General features: G+C 68.8%; 12 protein-coding genes. 3 read left to right on the forward strand and 9 right to left on the reverse strand.

The features are described from left to right. Positions 1-111: 111 nt before the first annotated feature. A complete protein-coding gene (locus ACWCSV_RS32245) occupies positions 112-1,518 on the reverse strand; it encodes a hypothetical protein (protein ID WP_451148379.1) in 1,407 nt (468 codons plus the stop codon). Between the two features lie 118 nt (positions 1,519-1,636). Between ACWCSV_RS32245 and ACWCSV_RS32250 the strand changes: the two genes are divergently transcribed. Beyond that, entirely contained in the window at positions 1,637-2,512 is an 876-nt protein-coding gene (locus tag ACWCSV_RS32250) for a putative dsRNA-binding protein (protein ID WP_451148381.1), read from the forward strand. On the opposite strand, the gene ACWCSV_RS32255 is transcribed toward ACWCSV_RS32250, so the two are convergent. Both ACWCSV_RS32255 and ACWCSV_RS32260 read right to left on the reverse strand, forming a co-directional pair. Next, a complete protein-coding gene (locus ACWCSV_RS32255) occupies positions 2,509-3,615 on the reverse strand; it encodes a hypothetical protein (protein WP_451148383.1) in 1,107 nt (368 codons plus the stop codon). The two genes, ACWCSV_RS32250 and ACWCSV_RS32255, sit on opposite strands and share 4 nt — an antisense overlap. 272 nt (positions 3,616-3,887) lie before the next feature. After that, entirely contained in the window at positions 3,888-6,314 is a 2,427-nt protein-coding gene (locus ACWCSV_RS32260; protein WP_451148385.1) for a Helicase associated domain protein, read from the reverse strand. A gap of 204 nt (positions 6,315-6,518) precedes the next feature. Here ACWCSV_RS32260 and tap point away from each other — a divergent pair, with 204 nt between their 5' ends. After that, entirely contained in the window at positions 6,519-8,732 is a 2,214-nt protein-coding gene (gene tap / locus ACWCSV_RS32265; protein ID WP_451148387.1) for a telomere-associated protein Tap, read from the forward strand. Positions 8,733-8,746: 14 nt separating this feature from the next. After that, positions 8,747-9,304 (forward strand): telomere-protecting terminal protein Tpg, encoded by a 558-nt coding sequence (tpg, locus tag ACWCSV_RS32270; RefSeq protein ID WP_451148389.1) that lies wholly within the window; start codon positions 8,747-8,749, stop codon positions 9,302-9,304. Between the two features lie 575 nt (positions 9,305-9,879). Here tpg and ACWCSV_RS32275 read toward each other — a convergent pair. The 6 genes from ACWCSV_RS32275 to ACWCSV_RS32300 form a co-directional block, all read right to left on the reverse strand. Continuing rightward, entirely contained in the window at positions 9,880-10,287 is a 408-nt protein-coding gene (locus ACWCSV_RS32275) for a hypothetical protein (RefSeq protein ID WP_451148391.1), read from the reverse strand. Between the two features lie 172 nt (positions 10,288-10,459). Further along, positions 10,460-11,101 carry a hypothetical protein gene (locus ACWCSV_RS32280; protein WP_451148393.1) on the reverse strand — a complete coding sequence of 214 codons (642 nt, stop codon included), beginning with the start codon at positions 11,099-11,101 and terminating at the stop codon, positions 10,460-10,462. Continuing rightward, positions 11,098-12,096, reverse strand: coding sequence for a hypothetical protein (locus tag ACWCSV_RS32285; RefSeq protein WP_451148395.1), 999 nt, complete (start codon positions 12,094-12,096; stop codon positions 11,098-11,100). The genes ACWCSV_RS32280 and ACWCSV_RS32285 overlap by 4 nt, the downstream gene beginning before the upstream one ends. After that, positions 12,071-13,204, reverse strand: coding sequence for a nucleoid-associated protein (locus ACWCSV_RS32290; protein WP_451148397.1), 1,134 nt, complete (start codon positions 13,202-13,204; stop codon positions 12,071-12,073). The genes ACWCSV_RS32285 and ACWCSV_RS32290 overlap by 26 nt, the downstream gene beginning before the upstream one ends. A 387-nt stretch (positions 13,205-13,591) precedes the next feature. Next, positions 13,592-13,897, reverse strand: coding sequence for a hypothetical protein (locus ACWCSV_RS32295; RefSeq protein ID WP_451148399.1), 306 nt, complete (start codon positions 13,895-13,897; stop codon positions 13,592-13,594). Positions 13,898-14,855: 958 nt separating this feature from the next. Further along, a complete protein-coding gene (locus tag ACWCSV_RS32300; protein WP_451148401.1) occupies positions 14,856-15,332 on the reverse strand; it encodes an alpha-L-rhamnosidase C-terminal domain-containing protein in 477 nt (158 codons plus the stop codon). Positions 15,333-16,429 lie beyond the last annotated feature (1,097 nt).

Here is a 16,429-nt window from a genome sequence, read left to right on the forward strand (position 1 = left end):
GCGCACTTCGTGGGGTCGCTGTCAGGGGCGAAGAGGAGGTCGCACCCGCCCTCCAGCGCCTTGAGGACGGCGGCGGTATCGGCTGTGGCCGGGCGCGGTTGGAGGCGGGCTTCAGAGGCCTGGTCCTCGGCATCGACGGCGTGCTGCTCTGCCCCGGGTTCCTCGGACGAAGGCGGCGGAGGCGGGGGTGGCGTGGACGGTGAGGGCGGGGGTGTTCTGCGTTCCTGCTGGGGGATGGCTCCCCCAGCCGGCGGCGCGGATGGCCCGGGTGGGGCGGGGTGTGGGTGTTTCGCCGGGACGGGGGCCGGCCGGAGGCGGGATGCGCAGGGGCAGGTGGTGGTTGAGGTTGAGCAGGAGGATTTCCGCGGCGGCCAGCTTGGCGGCGCGACTGCTGGCACCGGTGCCTTCGGCGTGCAGGAGGTGGCCTTGGAAGATGCAGCTGGCGTGGTTGGAGAAGACGCCCTGGGTGGTGTCCGGGCGGAAGTTGAGGTGCGTGACCGTGTGACGTTGCTGCATCTGGTGCAGGACGGCGATGGCGTTGCGGATGCCTGTCACGGTCCATTCGAGGCGGCTGTCCGTCACACCGTCGAAGGGCAGGCGGGCCAGGATGGCGAGTAGGTGGAGGCGGGATTGCAGCAGTGCCTGGTCCTTGGTCCCGGCCTCGCATGCGGGGCTGTGCACCGCGCTGTCCCCCTCGCCGACGACGGAGCGGGCGGTGTGGTGGCCGGGCCTCTGCGCGGCCGCGCTGGTGCCGCGCGGTGCGGCGAGGCCCGCGATGTCGGCGTAGCGCTGCAGGAGTTCCAGTGGCAGGTTCTGGTCATCGTGCCGGGCGGCGGCGGCCAGTACGGCGGTGCGGGCCGCCTCCCACAGAGGGCCCTGGGTGGAGAAGAGGAGGTGTTCGGCCAGGTCGCCCGTCAGGAGGCCGGTGTGGGCGCGGACGGCCGCGTGGTCGGCCAGCGCCCTGAGGGTGTCCTCGTCGGTCTCCGTCCGGAGCCGGTTCAGGAAGGCGGTCGCGGTGAGAGCCGCGTGGGGGCTGATGTCGGGCGGGTCACCGGCCGCGGGTGGCGGGTTGGTGGCCGGTGGGGAGGTGGGATCCAGACCGGCGAGAGCGGCCAGGAGGCTGACGTGGGCCAGGTGACCGGCGTCCTTCTTCGTTCGCGCGGTGGCCCATTGCCCGCTGCTGATGCGGCCGCCCAGCTCGAAACTGGCTTGGGCACGGAAACTCGCGGTGCTTGGGTCTTCGCTCTGGTCGGTCCATGGCGGCCGGACGCGTCGGAGCTGTGCATGCATGTGGATGATGCTCGGCGCGTACTCGGGTCGCTGTGTCACGCAGTCCAGCTCCGCCAGCCGGGCATCGGGGGCGCCTGGACCTCCGAGGTCTTCGGACAGGAGCAGGGCACGCAGATCACCGAGCGACAACAGGAAGCCCCGGGTGTCCTGCCGGATCTTGACCGCGTCGCCCTCGTCGATGACCGCGCGCTGGAGCAGGGCGACGAGCCAGGGGGTCGAGGCGGTCACCGACGGCGTCCGTGCTGCGGTCCGGGATGGGAGGCGGGCCCGCTGGGTGTGGGGATCGTGATCACGCCCGGCACCCTAAACCACACAGAGAGATCGCAAGAACACGGATGGTTATATCATGAGTTCGTCGCAGGGCGCCGGCGGCACACGGCCCCAACCCGGCGCCCCCGCCGCTCAGTCCGCCCCCCGGGTACCGGCACCAAGCAGGACAAGGACGTTCAGCTGTCCCAACTGCGGGGCCAGAGAGATCGGCAGAGCCGCCCCGGCCCACTGGTACCTCCTGGCGCAGGGCAACGCCGACGGCACCGCCACCGACCTGATCGGCGCCTACTGCTCGCGCTACTGCCTCACCCGCAGCTGGGAAGGCACCGCAAGCGGGCGGCTGCCCGGGGCACGGGCGCCCGAGGAAGAGGACCTCCGCGAGCGGCGCGAGCAACTGGAGCAGCTTCTGGGCCTGCTGCACCAGGGGCAGACCGTACGGCAGGCCGGTGACCGCGTCGGGCTCAGCACGAAGACCGTGCAGACGTGGCTGCGGACCGCTCGGATCCCGATCGTCGACGGACGCCTCGCCGGCGTCGACCCCACCCCGCCTCCCAAGCAGCCCCCTTCACCGCCCGCGCAGGGGCTGCGCGCCGTACATCCCGCGAATACCGCCCTGGGCGCCCTCAACGAGCTCAAGCAGAACTACTGGCTGCTCGACCTCACCTGGAGCACACCCGTGGCATCGGGACCGCCCCACGACCCCCAGTTCACCTACACCGTCTGCGCCACCCGCGCGGACACCGGCACCACGGTGACGGCCACCGCCACCGCCAGCCAGAAGACCGCGGCCAGACAACACGCAGCCCGGAACCTGCTGGACAGCTCACCGAGAGCACCCCGCAGGGCCCGCCAGGCCCGCAGTGACTTTGTGCACGAGATTGGATTGGACAGCAGATGTCGACCACTTTGGGAGGCACGAGAGTCTGGTGCTGTTCGATTGCTGGACGGCTAGAAGAGGCCAGCCGAGGTGCTCTGCGTGAGGTTCTCGAGGACCGTGCGCAGCCACGGGCTGCGCACGGCTGGTAGCCGGACCAAGGTGTGTTGGAACGTTCCCCGGTCGGCCCGGAACAGGTGGTTGGGGAGCGGCGGAAGCGGGTCGTCGCGGAGGACGTCTTGGGCTATGCGGCCCGACGCGGGAACCGGCAAGTTCGGCTCGGGAGAGGCTAGCCACAGCCACACCCCCAGCGGCAGGGGCACCAGATATGCCGGTGTGGGCGGGTCGGCAGGGGTCCAGGTCCGGCCCGTCTGGGGATGGACGGGGGCGAGGAGGATGTCGACGCCCGCGTCCGGGGAGGGCTGTCCCGGTCCGGCCAGGACGGCGCGCCGCTTCAGGGTGCCTGTCGGCAGCAAGGCGTCGAGCGCGCGTTGAAACACGTCTGCGGTCAGGCCGTCTGGGACCCTCACAGGCTGCCCCTCGGAGGCAATCAGCAGGTGGGCGAGCGCCTGGCCGGCTGCCGCCTCCCACTGCGGACTCCAGGACCAGTAGTGGTTCGGCCCCAGCCGTCCTCCCCACGTGGCGATCGGCTCGAACGGGGGCGTTTTCTCCCCCATCTCCGCCAGCTCCGCCCAGGAGAGGGGCGCGGCGTGGATACCGTCGACGGGGACGCGGTGCACGACATCCGAGCCGAGTCGCACCATCTGCCAGAGCGAGCAGTCGTCGACCCTGGTCGCCACAGGGAGGTCGCATGCCTCGCAGGCCATGTTGGGACCGTCGGCCCCGTCGAGGCCACAGCAGGCACCACCACGCTTCTCAGGAATCAGCCGGGTTCCACGGATATCACCGGGCGCAATGACACTTGCCCCGGGCGTGCCGCCGGACAAGGCATGGACTGGCGCGTAGATGCCGCGTGCCTCAGCCTCGCCCGGACCAATCTCGTCCCACAGCCGCCACGGCCCTCCCCAGGGATCCGGGTCCACGGCAAACGTCCCTGACTCCATGAGCACCGGAAGCTGGGCTCCGTTCCCGTACTGCTGACGGGCGTGGACCGGTAGTGAAACCTGGGACAGCGGGATGGTCAGCTCGGCGCCGCATCCCGCACACACGAAAACGAACAAGCTTCCTCCGGCTGGGAAACAGACGCATCTTCGCAGCTCACCGGCGGGCGGCCAACATGTTTTCTCATCTGCTGCGGGACCGGCACCTGCCGCAGTCGCGGAGTATCAACGCAGCGCGAGCAGATGTCAGCCGCTGCCTCGGGCCACGGCAAGCGACTCACTCGGTGCTCGAATTTCCGGTGTGCTGAGGCGTCTCCCAAAGTGGTGAAGGGTACGAGGCCGGGACGGGGCCCGTACGAGTGACCTCGGTGCCGGGTCGGACGCGGAGTGCCTTACGTCAGGTCAGTCGGGGTGGGGTCTGGGGCGCACCAGTCTCCGTCGAAGAGGGCGGCGATGAGGGCTGCGTGGTCGGCGGGGAGCTGGCCTTCGCGGTGCTTGGTGCGGGTTTTGGCGAACCAGGGGCCGATCTGGACGGTGTCGCCGTCGGCGCGGAGGGTTTCGCGGGCGGTGGGGGCGCGGCCGTGGCGGTGGAGGAAGAGTTCCAGGAGTTGCACGGTCTGGGCGAAGGTGCGGCGTATGCGGGGGGCGGGTGTCAGGGGGCTGGTGGCGGGGGTGAGGTCGAGTGCGGTGAGCAGGTCGCGCTGGCCGGGGTGCAGGGTGGTCCAGCGGGTGAGCTGGCGGGTGAGCCAGGAGGTGATGTTGACGCCGGCGATGCGGGTGTCGGGGGTGAGGGCTGCGGGGTCGTTGCCTGCTTGAAGGTGGGTGCGCAGGAGGTGGTACTTGCGGTGCCAGTCCGCGCCGTAGGGCAGGCGCCAGTTGGGGTCGAGGGCGTTCAGGGCGTCGGCGCGGGCGGGGGCGAGTTCGTCGTTGGTGGCGAGGTGTCGTTGTTCGGCGAGCCAGGCTCCGAGTGGGGTGGTGGCGGGAGCGGCGAGGTGGCCGTGGACGCGGTGGTAGTCGGCGGCGGAGGCAAGCTTGGAGCGCCAGGCGGCGTCGTGTTTGTCCCAGATCATGTCCAGGGCGTCGAGTTCGGCGGTCCAGTTCGCTTCGAGGCGGCCGGCTTTGCGGGCGTCGCGCATGGTGGTGATGAAGGTGCCCAGGGTGTGGCCGGTGGGGTCGGTGTAGTCGGCGGGGACGTCGAGGTGGCCGTACTGGTCGTGGTAGGCCTGGGCGGCGGCGAGGCCGAGGCGGCGGGAGCGGGAGACGGCGGGGTCGCGGGGGTCGAAGGAGACCAGGTCCATCGCTTGGGCGATGCGTTCGGGGTGGACGGTGAAGTCGAAGTGCCAGCGGCGTTCGATGACGTCGCTGGTCTCCTTGGGCAGGCGGTTGGCCTTGTCGGGGAGGCGTTCCAGGATGCGGTGGTCGTGGCTGGCCAGGGCGGAGGCGATCGCCCAGACCGGTTCGTAGGCGGTGCCGAGGATGTCCTCGGGGGTCGCGCCGGGGGGCAGGCAGACGGGGACGATGAGGGAGGCGGTCTTCCCGGAGACGTCCAGGCGCAGGGCGCGGCCCAGGGCCTGGACGCAGCGGATGACGCTGCGGGTGGGATCGGCGAAGACGACGGCATCCACGCTGGGGATGTCGACGCCCTCGGCGATCAGGCGCGCGTTGGCGAGGATCGCGGTGTGGGCGCGGGCGAAGCGGGCGAAGGTGTCTTCGCGGGTCTGGGGGGTGTCCTCGCCATGGACGAAGAGCAGTTCGGGCGGTGTGGCGGGGATGAGGCCGGGGTCGGTGGCCTTGAGCCGGCGCAGGGTGTGGGGCAGTTCGCGGGCGAAGAGCCGGGCGTCGGAGACGAGGTTGAAGTAGACCAGCACCTTCTTCAGGTCGTGGTCGCGCATGGCGCGCAGGACGGCCAGGTGCAGGGCGGTGGTGCGCAGCGCGTGATCCGGTCCTTCGCTCTCACTGTCGGGGTCGGGGGCGGGGAGGTTGATGCGTTGGCGCAGGTCGTCGTCGGTGAGGGTGGGCACCACGATGCGGTAGTCCGGTGCCCGGCCGTCCTTGATCGCCTGGGCGAGGGGGTATTCGAAGATTTTTTTGCCGTAGGCCTGTTCGTTGTCCATGGAGTTGGCGAACAGGTCGGCGGCCGGGCCCGGGGCGGCGGGGGCGCGGCGGCGGGGGCGGGTGGTGTCGGCGGACTCGGCCAGGTCGGGGGCGGCGAAGATGCGGGGGGTGGCGGTCATGTAGAGGCGGCGGTCGGCCCGGATGCGCTGGTTGTCGTGGACGGCGGCCCATTTCTTGTCGGGGCGGCCGGCGATGCGGTGCGCCTCGTCCATGATCGCCAGGTCGAACGGCGGCACCGTGCATGCGGTGTTGCGGGTTTCCTGGATCTTGTCGAGTGAGTCGTAGGTGCAGATCAGCGTCAGGGCCGGGATCTGGTCATCCCTCTCCCCCACGACTGACATGAGGGCGGCCAGGGTGACGGGGTCGCTGCTGGACATGACGCGGGCGGCCACCAGGGCGTCGCGGCCGGCGGCGTCCATGGAGGAGACGATGACCATGTGCTCGGTGTGGCCGTCGCGCCGCCATGCCAGTGCGGTCTGGGCGGCCAGGTCGAGGGTGGGCACGACGAACAGGACCAGGCGCGCCTGGAGTTCGTCGGCCACGCGGATCGAGACCAGGGTCTTGCCCGTTCCGGTCGCCGCGACGTACAGCCCCCGTGTCCCGGGACGCCGCAGATGCCGCGCCACCCGGGACACCGCTTCCACCTGGTCGGGGAACAGCGCTCGCTTCTCCGGCAGGCCGGGGGTGGCGGCAACCACGGTCATACAGCACTCCTGAGGGCGGTCCGGACGACGGCGGGGCGGCCGCCGCCCCGCCGGGCGTCGCGGCAGGCCTTTCAAGAGCCCTAGCCAGTCAGCCAGTCACGCTACCACCACCACTCCCCCAGGTACGGTGAATGTACGTGATTCGAACGCTAGTTGTGCGATTTATGTGCGGTTCAGGGGTACAGTGAGTGGCGGAGGTTCACCATGTCCGAGCTGTTCGATGCCATTGACGCGCTCGTCGCGTCCCGGTCGCCGCTGCCCCCGCCCGCCGAGCGCAAGCGCCTGCGGCAGGCCCACGGGCTCACCCTCGAAGAGGTGGCCGCCACCCTGGACGTGCGGCGGGCCACCGTCGGCGCGTGGGAGTCGGGCAAGACCGAACCACGCCCGCCCCAGCGAGAGCCCTACGCACACCTGCTGAAGCAGCTCGCCCGCCTCTACCCCTCCCCTGCGCCCGCCGAGGGCGCCACACCAGCCATCTCGGCCGCCACGGCGGTACCCGCCGCGCCCCCCGCCCCGGCCGAGGCAGCACCCTCTGCGGCTGCGGCGGTGAGCGCTCCCGTCCCGTCTCCTGCAGCCCCACCGCCGTCGCCGGCTGCCGCCCCGCGCCCGGCACGCGGCTCACGCCGCCCCGGCGCGCCCCGGGCCGCTGCCGCCAACTCCCCCGCGGCCGCAGGATCCGGCGCGTACGCCCACGGTCCGCTGCTCGTCCTGGGCGCCGATGACGAGCAGCAGGTAACCAGCTACGGCGCTGGCGGTCTGCTCCTGGACGTGCCCGCAGGGTCCCTTCCCGCCCTGGTGGAATGGGCCCTGGCCGAGGCGCGGGTGGGGGCGGTGAAGCTGCACGGGTCAGGCAAGGACGCCGACCCGCTGCTGGTCCTGACCGAGACGGCGTGCGAGCGCTACGGCCTGCCCCCGGTCCTGTCGGATGAGGAACGGTCCGCCGGGCGGCTCCCTGAGGGACACAAGATCATCAAGCAGCTGGAGCAGGCGGGGTGGCAGCTCACCCGGCGCGGGCTGGGGCCCTGGGCACGGATCTACCGCCCCGTCACGGGCGGGCGGCGCCAGTGTGTTCAGCTGTGCATCCCGTCCTGGCGTGCGCTGGACGAGCGCGCCTGGGGCCATGCCGCGCAGCTGGGTCCGGCGGAGCTGGCCCGGGTGATGGGGGTGTACGCGCACCGGGTGATGACACCGGTCGGGTCGAGTGCGGTGACCGGGCTGGAGCTGATGACCGCGCTCAACCCGCCCACCCGCGCGAGCGAGCCGGACCAGGACGGTAGTCGGCACTCCGAGCACCGGCCCGGATCTCTGGGGACGCAGCCGGTGGATCCCGCGCCATGCGAGGCGACCGACGGGCACCCTGTCCTGGCCCATCTGCCCCGCTTCCACATCCGCGGGCCCGAGGAGCGTTTGTTCGAGGAGGCGTACGACTGGGCCCGGGACCTGACCGACGCGGAATGCATGCAGCCCCATCTGGTCGGCATCGACGTGAACCTGGCGTTCGGCACGGCCGCCAACGGCGCCGTCGTCGGCCTGGACTCACCGCCCCAGCACGTCACCCACCCGGTCTTCGACCAGGCGGTGCCCGGCTCCTGGCTGGTGGACCTCTCCCACGTCGACCTCAGCCGGGTGAAGGTCGCCAAGCAGTGGCGCGAACTCCAGGGCGACCTGCTTCCCAGCCCGTTCACCCCGACCGGTGAACGCCCCCAGGGGTCTGCCTGGTACGCGACGCCGACCGTGGCGTACGCCGTCGAGCTCGGCTACGACGTCACGCCGGTCGAGGCTTGGGTGCGGCCGCGCGGCGGGCGGTTCCTGGATGGCTGGTACAAGCGGCTGCGTGACGCCTACGTCGCCACGATGGCGGAACTCGGCGTGGCGGAAAAGCTGCCGCCCGAGCAGTTCCTTGCGGCGATGGACGGATACAAGGGGCGGGATCCTGAACTGGGCATCGTCGTGGACGCGGTGAAGATGACCGTCAAGGGCGGCATCGGCAAGCTGCAGGAGAAGGCCCGCGGCGGAAACTGGGTACCCGGGCAGGCCTGGCCCGCACTCGCCCGGCCGACGTGGCGCCCCGACATCCGGGCCACCGTCATCTCCCGAGCCCGCGTCAACATGCACCGCAAGATGACCGCCCTCGCCGCCGCCACCGGCCGCTACCCCGTCGCAATCCTCTCCGACTGCGCCGTCTACACCGCCGACGGCCCCACCCCCCTGGACGTCCTGCCCTACGACAGAGACGGCAACACCGTACCCGGCTCGTTCCGCCTCGGCGTCTCCCCCGGCATGGTCAAGCACGAAGGCACCCAGGGCGTGCTGTGGGGCGTGGAGGTGCTGGAACAGCTCGGCGCAGACGGCAGGATCGCCAACCTCGCCCGGTACATCAAGACCGGTGAGGTCACCGCCCGGGACACCGGAGAATAGGGAGCGTACGGCGGATGGTCACCGTGGAGGAAGAGCTCGGCCGGGCGGTTCAGGGGGCGTTCACGCGCCCGGTGCCCAAGTCCGCCGGGGCTCAGATGCGTTACCTGGTGCGCCAGCACCAGGGCAGCACTCAGCAGGTAGCTGGTGTGCTCGGCATCAGCCGGCGCACCGTGGAGCGGTATATGAGGGGCCAGATCAAACAGCCCCGCCCGCAGCTCGCCACCCGGCTGGAGAGTGAGGTCCGCAGCCGGTGGCAGCCGCAGGTCAGGGCCCGGGCCCGGCAGAAAGCGGCCACGACCGACGGCATCATGATCGACGTCCAGGCCCGGTTCGGCTACACCGCCGCGCCCGGCTCCACCGACCAGTCACGCATCCGCCACCTCACCCTCGCCCTCCCACCCCGCCACGCCGCCCGCCTCCTCGGTGCCCAAGCCGCCGGAGCGGACGAGGACCAGCTGCTCCAGCTCACCGCCGAAGCCCTCGGCGAAACCTACTTCCGCGACAACGGACGCCGCGCCCACGGCCTCGAAGTCGAACTCACCGACGTCCTCGACCTCCAGTTCCGGCTGTAGGCGGAGGCGCCCCCGGCGGGAGTGCGGTGCACCCGCGCGCGCCTGATTGACGGCAGCACTGCCGGACACTTCCATGGCGTTCGGGCCCCGTGGACACCCGGCCGTGCGACGGACGACGCCCCCGCCACATCCGCCGCAGAGGACAGACCAGAAGTCTCACCACATCATCTGTCGCACCGTGCCTGTCCTTCACAGCGCGTACCGCCCGGGAGCCCGGTTCCACGCGGAAGAACCCTCAATGAATCCTGCGACCGCTCTCCAGCTCACCGCCAACCGGCGGCGCAACACCGGTGAACCCCCACCAGGCTCTTCACCCGCTGCTATCCGGCTCGGGCCAGGGGCTGTCCAACCGGCCGCACGCGACGCCGAGCGGGCCCGGCTGGAGGCCGAAATCCTGCGGCCGAGCCGCACGTGGGCAGCCTCAGCAGCCATCCGCTGGGCATCGCCCACGTGCGCCTCGAGCGGCTCTCATCCGCCAGCTCGTCGAGGAACCCGTAATCCTCGATCACTGGGTCAAGTTGCGGGAGGCGGCGGTCGGCTCGGATGCGGTGCGCATCGTTTGCCTCAGCCCACCTCTACTCCGTGCGGCCGGCAATGCGGTGCGCTTCGTCCGGACGGCCAGGTCGAAGGCCGGGGCGTCGAACGCGGTGTGCTGCGTGTTCTCGAACTAAAAAATCGAGAGAGTCGTAGGTGCGGATCACAGTCGCTGCCGGAATCTCGTTCCTGCCCTCGGCGACGGCTGACATCAACAGTGCCAGCGGGCTGGCCTGGGAGGCTGAGGTGACGTGAGCTGCGACCAAGGCGTCGTGACCGGAGGCATCCATAGACGAGAGAATCACGATCGGTTCACTGCGGGCGTCGACGCGCCAGGCCAGTGCGGTTTGCCCAGCCAAGTCCAGTGTCGGCACCACGAAGAGCACCAGGCGCGCATCCAGGGAAACCGCGACGCGGGCGGCGACCATGATCTTTCCAGTTCCGCTCACGGAGACGTACAGTGCCCGGCTGCCTGGTCGACGCAGATGCCCGACAGCACAGTCCAGGCCTTCCTGCTGGGTGAGGAAACAGGCTGACGCGTCCAGGGCGAGAGGTGGGGCCGGCCGTCATGGTCGCTGTTCGTCCGTCGGTGGCTACGGTGCTTGCGGTGAGTGGAGCAGTTCAGCCGGATGCTACGGGGGCGGCCGGGGTCATGTTGTTCTGCTGTGGTGGAAGGAGCGACGCTGCGCTGAGAGCTGCCGTCTGCTGGGCAAGCTTTTTGTAGCCGGTTGCCGTGATGGTGCGCCAGGAGAGGTAGAAGCCGGCCGTCAGGCCCACGCCGAGGATTGTGGTCAGCGCGAGGAGAACAGCACGGTGTTCCATGTCGTAGCGCAACAGGAGAAGGTCGCCAGCCAGAGTCAGTACGGCGGTATTGAGGATCCATCCCCGGCAGATCCTCATCCTTGAACGGGCATAATCGGCCAGGGCAACCAACGGGGGCTGAGTGGCCAGGATCAGACGGGCCTGGGCATATGTGTCCTCGGCGGGGAAGGACGCTTGCCGCAGGTTACGGCGGATGCGGGTGAGAGCTTTGTCTGCACACCGGTCGATGAGGATGCCCAGGGCGTAGGCCGCGGCAAGGCATGCTCCGGTAGCAGACGTTGATCCTGCCACGGGCGCAGCTTTGGCTGCGGTCTCCGGGCCTGCTGCCGCTGCAGCCAGCAGGGCGAGCCCAGTGACGAAACCGATGCCCACAACGAGGACTTCAACGAACATAGCGGTGGTCGCAGCGAGGGCGGGTGTCTCCGGCTGTCCAGAGCTCATCGGCGTACTCCCCAAATTCTGGCCATGTCCGTCAGCAGTCTGTCTTCCAAGTTGCCCTCCCAGGTCTCTTGCAGGTCGTAGCGGGCATTGGCCAGCCTCTCGAATATGATCAGGCTCTCTGGCTGGCTGGCAAGCAGGTACCGGCCGTATTCGAGGAACTGTTCACTGCTGGGCCCGAACTGCTCGTAGGCGCGCTCGATCGTGGCGCGGTTCTCTTCGGCGAACTCCACGAGGCGATCGGCATAGCCAGGGTCATCTCCGATCGCGTCGATGAGGACGTCGACGACATCCTCTGATAGTTCCCTGTCATAGGGATGGTTGCTGAAGGTCTGATAGATGCGTTCCGCCTCGGCAAGGAGGCGGTTGCTGCGGCTGAAATCGGGGTGCTCGGCCAACGCTTTTACCCCCCGTTCGACCTCCGAGTCGTACAACTCAACCAGGGCGATCAAACGGTACAGCGAGCGTCTGACATCGGGTGGGATGTCGGTGGTGGACCCCGGCTTGTACATCAGTGAGTGCGACATGCGCGCCCACACGTCGGCGGCTTCGGTGCGGAGCTGCACCTCGCACTCGTAAGGCGAGCCGTCCGGGTCCGTCCCTCCCCCGTGGGCTCGTATCTGAACGTGAAGCCGGGGGTACTCGAGACGCTCTTCGAAGCCGGGCTTCCTACGGTCGTCCTCGACGCGTACGACAGTGAGGTTGCACTGGGTGGTCACCAGGTCGAGCGCCTCGTCGAGAAGGCCGGAGTACGGGACGACGATACGGATGCCGGCCTTGTCGGTGATCTCGTTCCAAGGGTCCTTGTACCCCTTGCGGTAGGCCTTCTTGATGAAGCTGCTGACCTCCTTGGCGCGCGAGGAGACCTGGCAGCCGAGGTGCGCGCGGGCTGCTCGCCTACGTATGTAGGCGGCGGTGAGCTCCGCTGCCTTCTCTACCTCCGACAGCTGCTGACGGTAGCGGCGGTACGCCTCATGGGCGGTCAGCGGCACGGTCATGAGTGGAGATGCTGAGTGCAGGAGTGGTGTCACTGTGCTGGGCTGGACGAGCCTTCGCCCTGCCCTGACCGAAGCTGCGTGTCTCGGTCATAATGCCGGTAAGAATCAGACGTGTCCTGCCGCCGTCCAGGCCGACGAACTTGATCGAGTCACCCTCCATTGCCTCAACCGGAGCGATCACGAAGGCACCGTTGTCGAACGCCATGCGCATCTTACGCAGCTTGGGCTCCACTAGTTCGATGTCCTTGTCGAAGGTCTGCTCAGGGACCTCGTTGTCCCGCATGTGCTGGGCGAAGCTCTCCCGGTGGGGCGCTTGCAGCCGTGTCTTGATGAAGGAGTCGGGGTCCACGACAGGGGTGGGACTTTGCAGTTCCACCAGGACCGCCATGAGGTAGGAGATCCGTGTGTCAGCATCCTGGAGTGTGTTGATCCAGTCCACCGCGGCATCGTGGAAGCGGAGGGTGACCTGGCGCGGCTCGTTCTTCAGCCGGCAGCCCAAGAAAGCTTCCCGGAAGAACTTCGCGAGTTGCTTGCCCGTCATCTGCTTGTCGGCAGCCCAGCCCTCCATGCCGCCCTCGCTCATCCCGGCGGACGAGAACAGGGCGATCTTGTAGACGCGGGAGGCCTCAGTGAACAACAAGTTCGCGAAGTATGTGACGTCGAACGTGCGTAGGCCGCCGGCCGTGGTGACCTCGGTGGCCTGCATCCCTGACTCCGGTTCAAGCTTGACCATGAGCAAGCTCTTATGCCCGTCCAGCGTCACCGAGGCGACCAGGAGAAGTCCATCAGAACTGGTCATAGGCTGGCTGGCCAGGAGGAGTTCGGCAATCTCCCTCGACGCCTCGACAAGTCCACAGTCGCCTTCGAGGAAGGCGCGCACCTGATCAGGAAGCTGCGACTTGAACTCGCTGTCCACGACAACTTCGCGCCCGAGACTGGTGAGAACGTCACTGAACTTGATCTCGAGCTCACCGCGTACCGTGCCGTTCAGGCTGCAGGCAGCTTCGCTGAACTTGATCTGCGCCGGCGCGAGGTCTGTCTTCCTCTTCCGCGGAATCGAGTGCACGATCGCCTCGTTGACGGCCAGATTGCTGAAATCAGTCTGCATTCCCCACCCCATGTACATCCAGCAGCACTTCACTAAAGCAAATTACTGCGTCATCGACCATTCAATGGAATGATCTCTCCACGCAGGGCTTCGGCAAGGAAGCCGAACATCCGAGACGCGGCGCAACCTGCCGTCCTACGCCCCCCGGCATATTCCCGCGCTCATCGTAGCGGAACGTAGCCTCCGGGAAGGAGGCGGCAGACGAACCTCAGCGCCTGTCCGGGCTCCGCGAAGCGAGATCCGGACACCATCGAGTTCGCTAACACGTTCGACTCGGTAGGAAGTTCGGAAAGCACCCCCACAAGGATGCCGCACCGCGAATAAAGCGCAAAAGCCCCCCACTCGCCGCGTCCGGGACGCCGGCATCCGTCGTGTCACCACCTGGTGTCAGGCTCGGTCTGACGCCTGGCTTCCCTGTGCTCCGCCCGTTGTCGGCGGCTGCGGCGAGCGGCCATGTGCGGCAGCCAGAACGAACTTCTCCAGGAGTTCCTTCAGCGGCGGCACGTACTGGAGGTAGAAGCTGACGAAGAAATCATCGTCGTCATCCGGGATACCGTCCTCCGTGCAGGAGCTACGGACGTCAGTACACAGCTCCAGAAGCTTGTCGAGAACCGGCTGATAGGCCGGCATCGGTACCCGCGTCCAGCGCACCACGGTGCGTACCGCAACAAGGGCACGGCCGACCGCCGCCAACGCGCCACGGTCGCTGGGCGCACCGCTTCTCCAAACCGTGGAACGCAACGCACGTTGCGCTCGCATACCAACTCGGCCTGCGTCATCAGCTCCTCTGCTCCTTCGACCAGGCTCACAACGCTCTCGTCCGCGTCCCGCTGATCCGGCCGGCTCCGCTGCGTGAGTGTGGGCCCCGGTGTCCCCGTCTGGCATTCCGTCCGGCTGGTGTGGAGGCGCCATCCGTAGCCTCCGTGCAGGTACTGGTCGTGGCACAGCGCCGCTCGGCTTCCGCGGCGGTACACGCTCGAAACAAACCCGGCAAAGACGCTCAGCAAACAGGTACCCACGACGCCCGCAGCACTGAAACCTCACCCCACCGATCCGCGCCACCACCTCACCCACCGGAGCAACCACCCACACACCCACCGACACAAAACCCCCACCCCCACCAAACACGAACGGTGTGGTCCGGATGGTCCGAGTTGACCAGGGTGAACTGCCACGGCGGTCCGACGCGGGCTTCGACCGGGTTCGCCCAAGAGGCATTGGCCGACCGCGGAGTACGGTCCGTCCCCCCGCACCATCTCACTCTTCCAAGGCTCCACCAGGCCGTACCACCCGGCGGGCGGCCCCTCCATCGCACACCGCACACACGGGAGACCGCCACGGCGCATGCCATGGCGCACCGGATCATGCCCGGCATGCTCGCACTCGTCCAGGTCCGGATGACCTCGCCGGACGCGCGGCAAAGCGGCCTCGGCCGCCAGGACCCCGCGGCATGGACAAACCTCCCGGCGGGCCGGCACCTCCGCCTGCGTGCGCTGTCCTGCCGCTGCACGGTCCAGGCAGCGGCAGGACAGGGACATCGGCCCAGGCGGGCCACATCCAGCGGCAGTACGTCAAGGCGTCAATCGTGCTTCCCCGCAGGGCCACGGTCCCGGCCCCGGTGCGCCGTGAGGCAAATGCCTCAGCGAAGCGGCTACCGACGACCGGCCGTGAAGGTATGGACCCCCGGCCCCAGATCCGAGAGGGTGATACGACCATTGGTGAACCGGACCGACCGGTCCGGCCCGCGGCGGCCGCCCCAGAGCACCTTGTGCCCCTCGCGTACAACCGTCTCGTCCGCGTCACCAGGGAGGGCGAGCACTCCGCGCGTGCCGGCGGGCACCTTCACCGTCACAGTGAAACCGTCAGCGGAGTTCTGCCAGGAAACCGTCAACGCACCCCTGGGCGTCGGGAGTTGCCCCTGCGCCCAGGCGACGTCACCGGGATGGGGACGGACCTCCCATGTGGCGTAGCCCGGCGAGGTGGGACGGGCACCGAGAAGCTGATGGGTGAGCGCGGGCAGTACGCCGGTGGACCAGCCGTGCGCCATGCTCGTGTACGCATCCTCGTACAGGGAACCACCCGGCCCAATACCCTCCCAGTACGTGACACCAGGGTCGTTGCGGTCCATCCAGCCATAAGTACGGCGGATGCGAAGTGTGAGAGTGCCGCGGGGTGTCCAACGGACCAGTTTCCCGCAGTCTCAGATCCTCTGGCACGCCGTCCGCCCGCGCGTCGTGCGGAGGGCATGGGAGTCGCAGGGCGGTGAGGGCTGTGCAGTCGCCGTACAGGGTGATCGGCCCGTCGAGACTGTCCATCGGAGGAGTGAGCAGTACGGCCTCGGCGTCCGGGAGGCGTCGAAGGAAGGTGGTCATGTCGGCTGTGGTCACGGTGCCGTGGGTACCGATGGAAACAGCGCTGCGGCCGAGGCGGTTGAGGGTGTATCGGGCGTCGGTGCTCTGCGATGCGAACAGGCCCTGCCAGGCGATCACCTGCATCAGGACGATGAGCGCCACGGTGATGCCGGTGACCAGGCGGGCGGTCGCTCCGGGGTGTGCTGGTACGGCATCCCGCCACCAGGGTCCCGGCGAGACCGCGTGCCCGCCCCTGTCGGGTGAGGACCGGTCCGGCGGCCGCTGTGACAGTTGCGGAAGCCGTGCGGCCACGAGGACAGGGCCTGCCCCGGCCGAACGCGGCAGATTCCGCACCGCGAACGCCTGCGCAGAGTCCTGGAGTACAGCGACGCCCGCACCTGGCCGCCACGACAGCGTCGCAATAAGCGGAGCGCACAACCGACCGGTGGCACGGCGGCCCGGACCTGGCACGCCCGGGAAGTCAGGTGCCCGAAGTGCCAGGCCCCGCGGAAGCCCGCTGCACGCCCAACGGAACCCATCGTGAACAAATCGATTGGGCGGCGGAGTTCACGCGCAAGCTGTGGGACTGACCTCCAGGTGCTCACCGCGCGAGCGGAGGTGCGCTGACCGCCGAGAACGGTCTTGCCAGCGTCGGACTCGCGGCCGCGCCCACAGGCCACAGCCCGTTTCAGCAGATCGCTGACGAAGGCGAGCGAAGGTTGATGACCTCGTTCGGCTGGTCCGAGGAAGCCGAGACGAACGGGGCCTATCGGACCGAGCAGTGCCGTTGGTCGTTCCGGCACAATCTTTGTCGTGGGGGCACTCGGGCCCACCAGACAAATAACCCCCGGTTTGTGGGTTTTTTTTTTTTGGA

It is taken from the genome of Streptomyces sp. NPDC001770 (assembly GCF_053596135.1).

What these genes read in the sequence shown, in the direction of transcription:
- ACWCSV_RS32260 (WP_451148385.1), bottom strand. Translation starts at nt 6,314, where the DNA reads ATGACCGTGGTTGCCGCCACCCCCGGCCTGCCGGAGAAGCGAGCGCTG.
- tpg (WP_451148389.1), top strand. Translation starts at nt 8,747, where the DNA reads ATGGTCACCGTGGAGGAAGAGCTCGGCCGGGCGGTTCAGGGGGCGTTC.
- ACWCSV_RS32280 (WP_451148393.1), bottom strand. Translation starts at nt 11,101, where the DNA reads ATGAGCTCTGGACAGCCGGAGACACCCGCCCTCGCTGCGACCACCGCT.
- ACWCSV_RS32300 (WP_451148401.1), bottom strand. Translation starts at nt 15,332, where the DNA reads ATGGACCGCAACGACCCTGGTGTCACGTACTGGGAGGGTATTGGGCCG.
- tap (WP_451148387.1), top strand. Translation starts at nt 6,519, where the DNA reads ATGTCCGAGCTGTTCGATGCCATTGACGCGCTCGTCGCGTCCCGGTCG.
- ACWCSV_RS32250 (WP_451148381.1), top strand. Translation starts at nt 1,637, where the DNA reads ATGAGTTCGTCGCAGGGCGCCGGCGGCACACGGCCCCAACCCGGCGCC.
- ACWCSV_RS32290 (WP_451148397.1), bottom strand. Translation starts at nt 13,204, where the DNA reads ATGCAGACTGATTTCAGCAATCTGGCCGTCAACGAGGCGATCGTGCAC.
- ACWCSV_RS32285 (WP_451148395.1), bottom strand. Translation starts at nt 12,096, where the DNA reads ATGACCGTGCCGCTGACCGCCCATGAGGCGTACCGCCGCTACCGTCAG.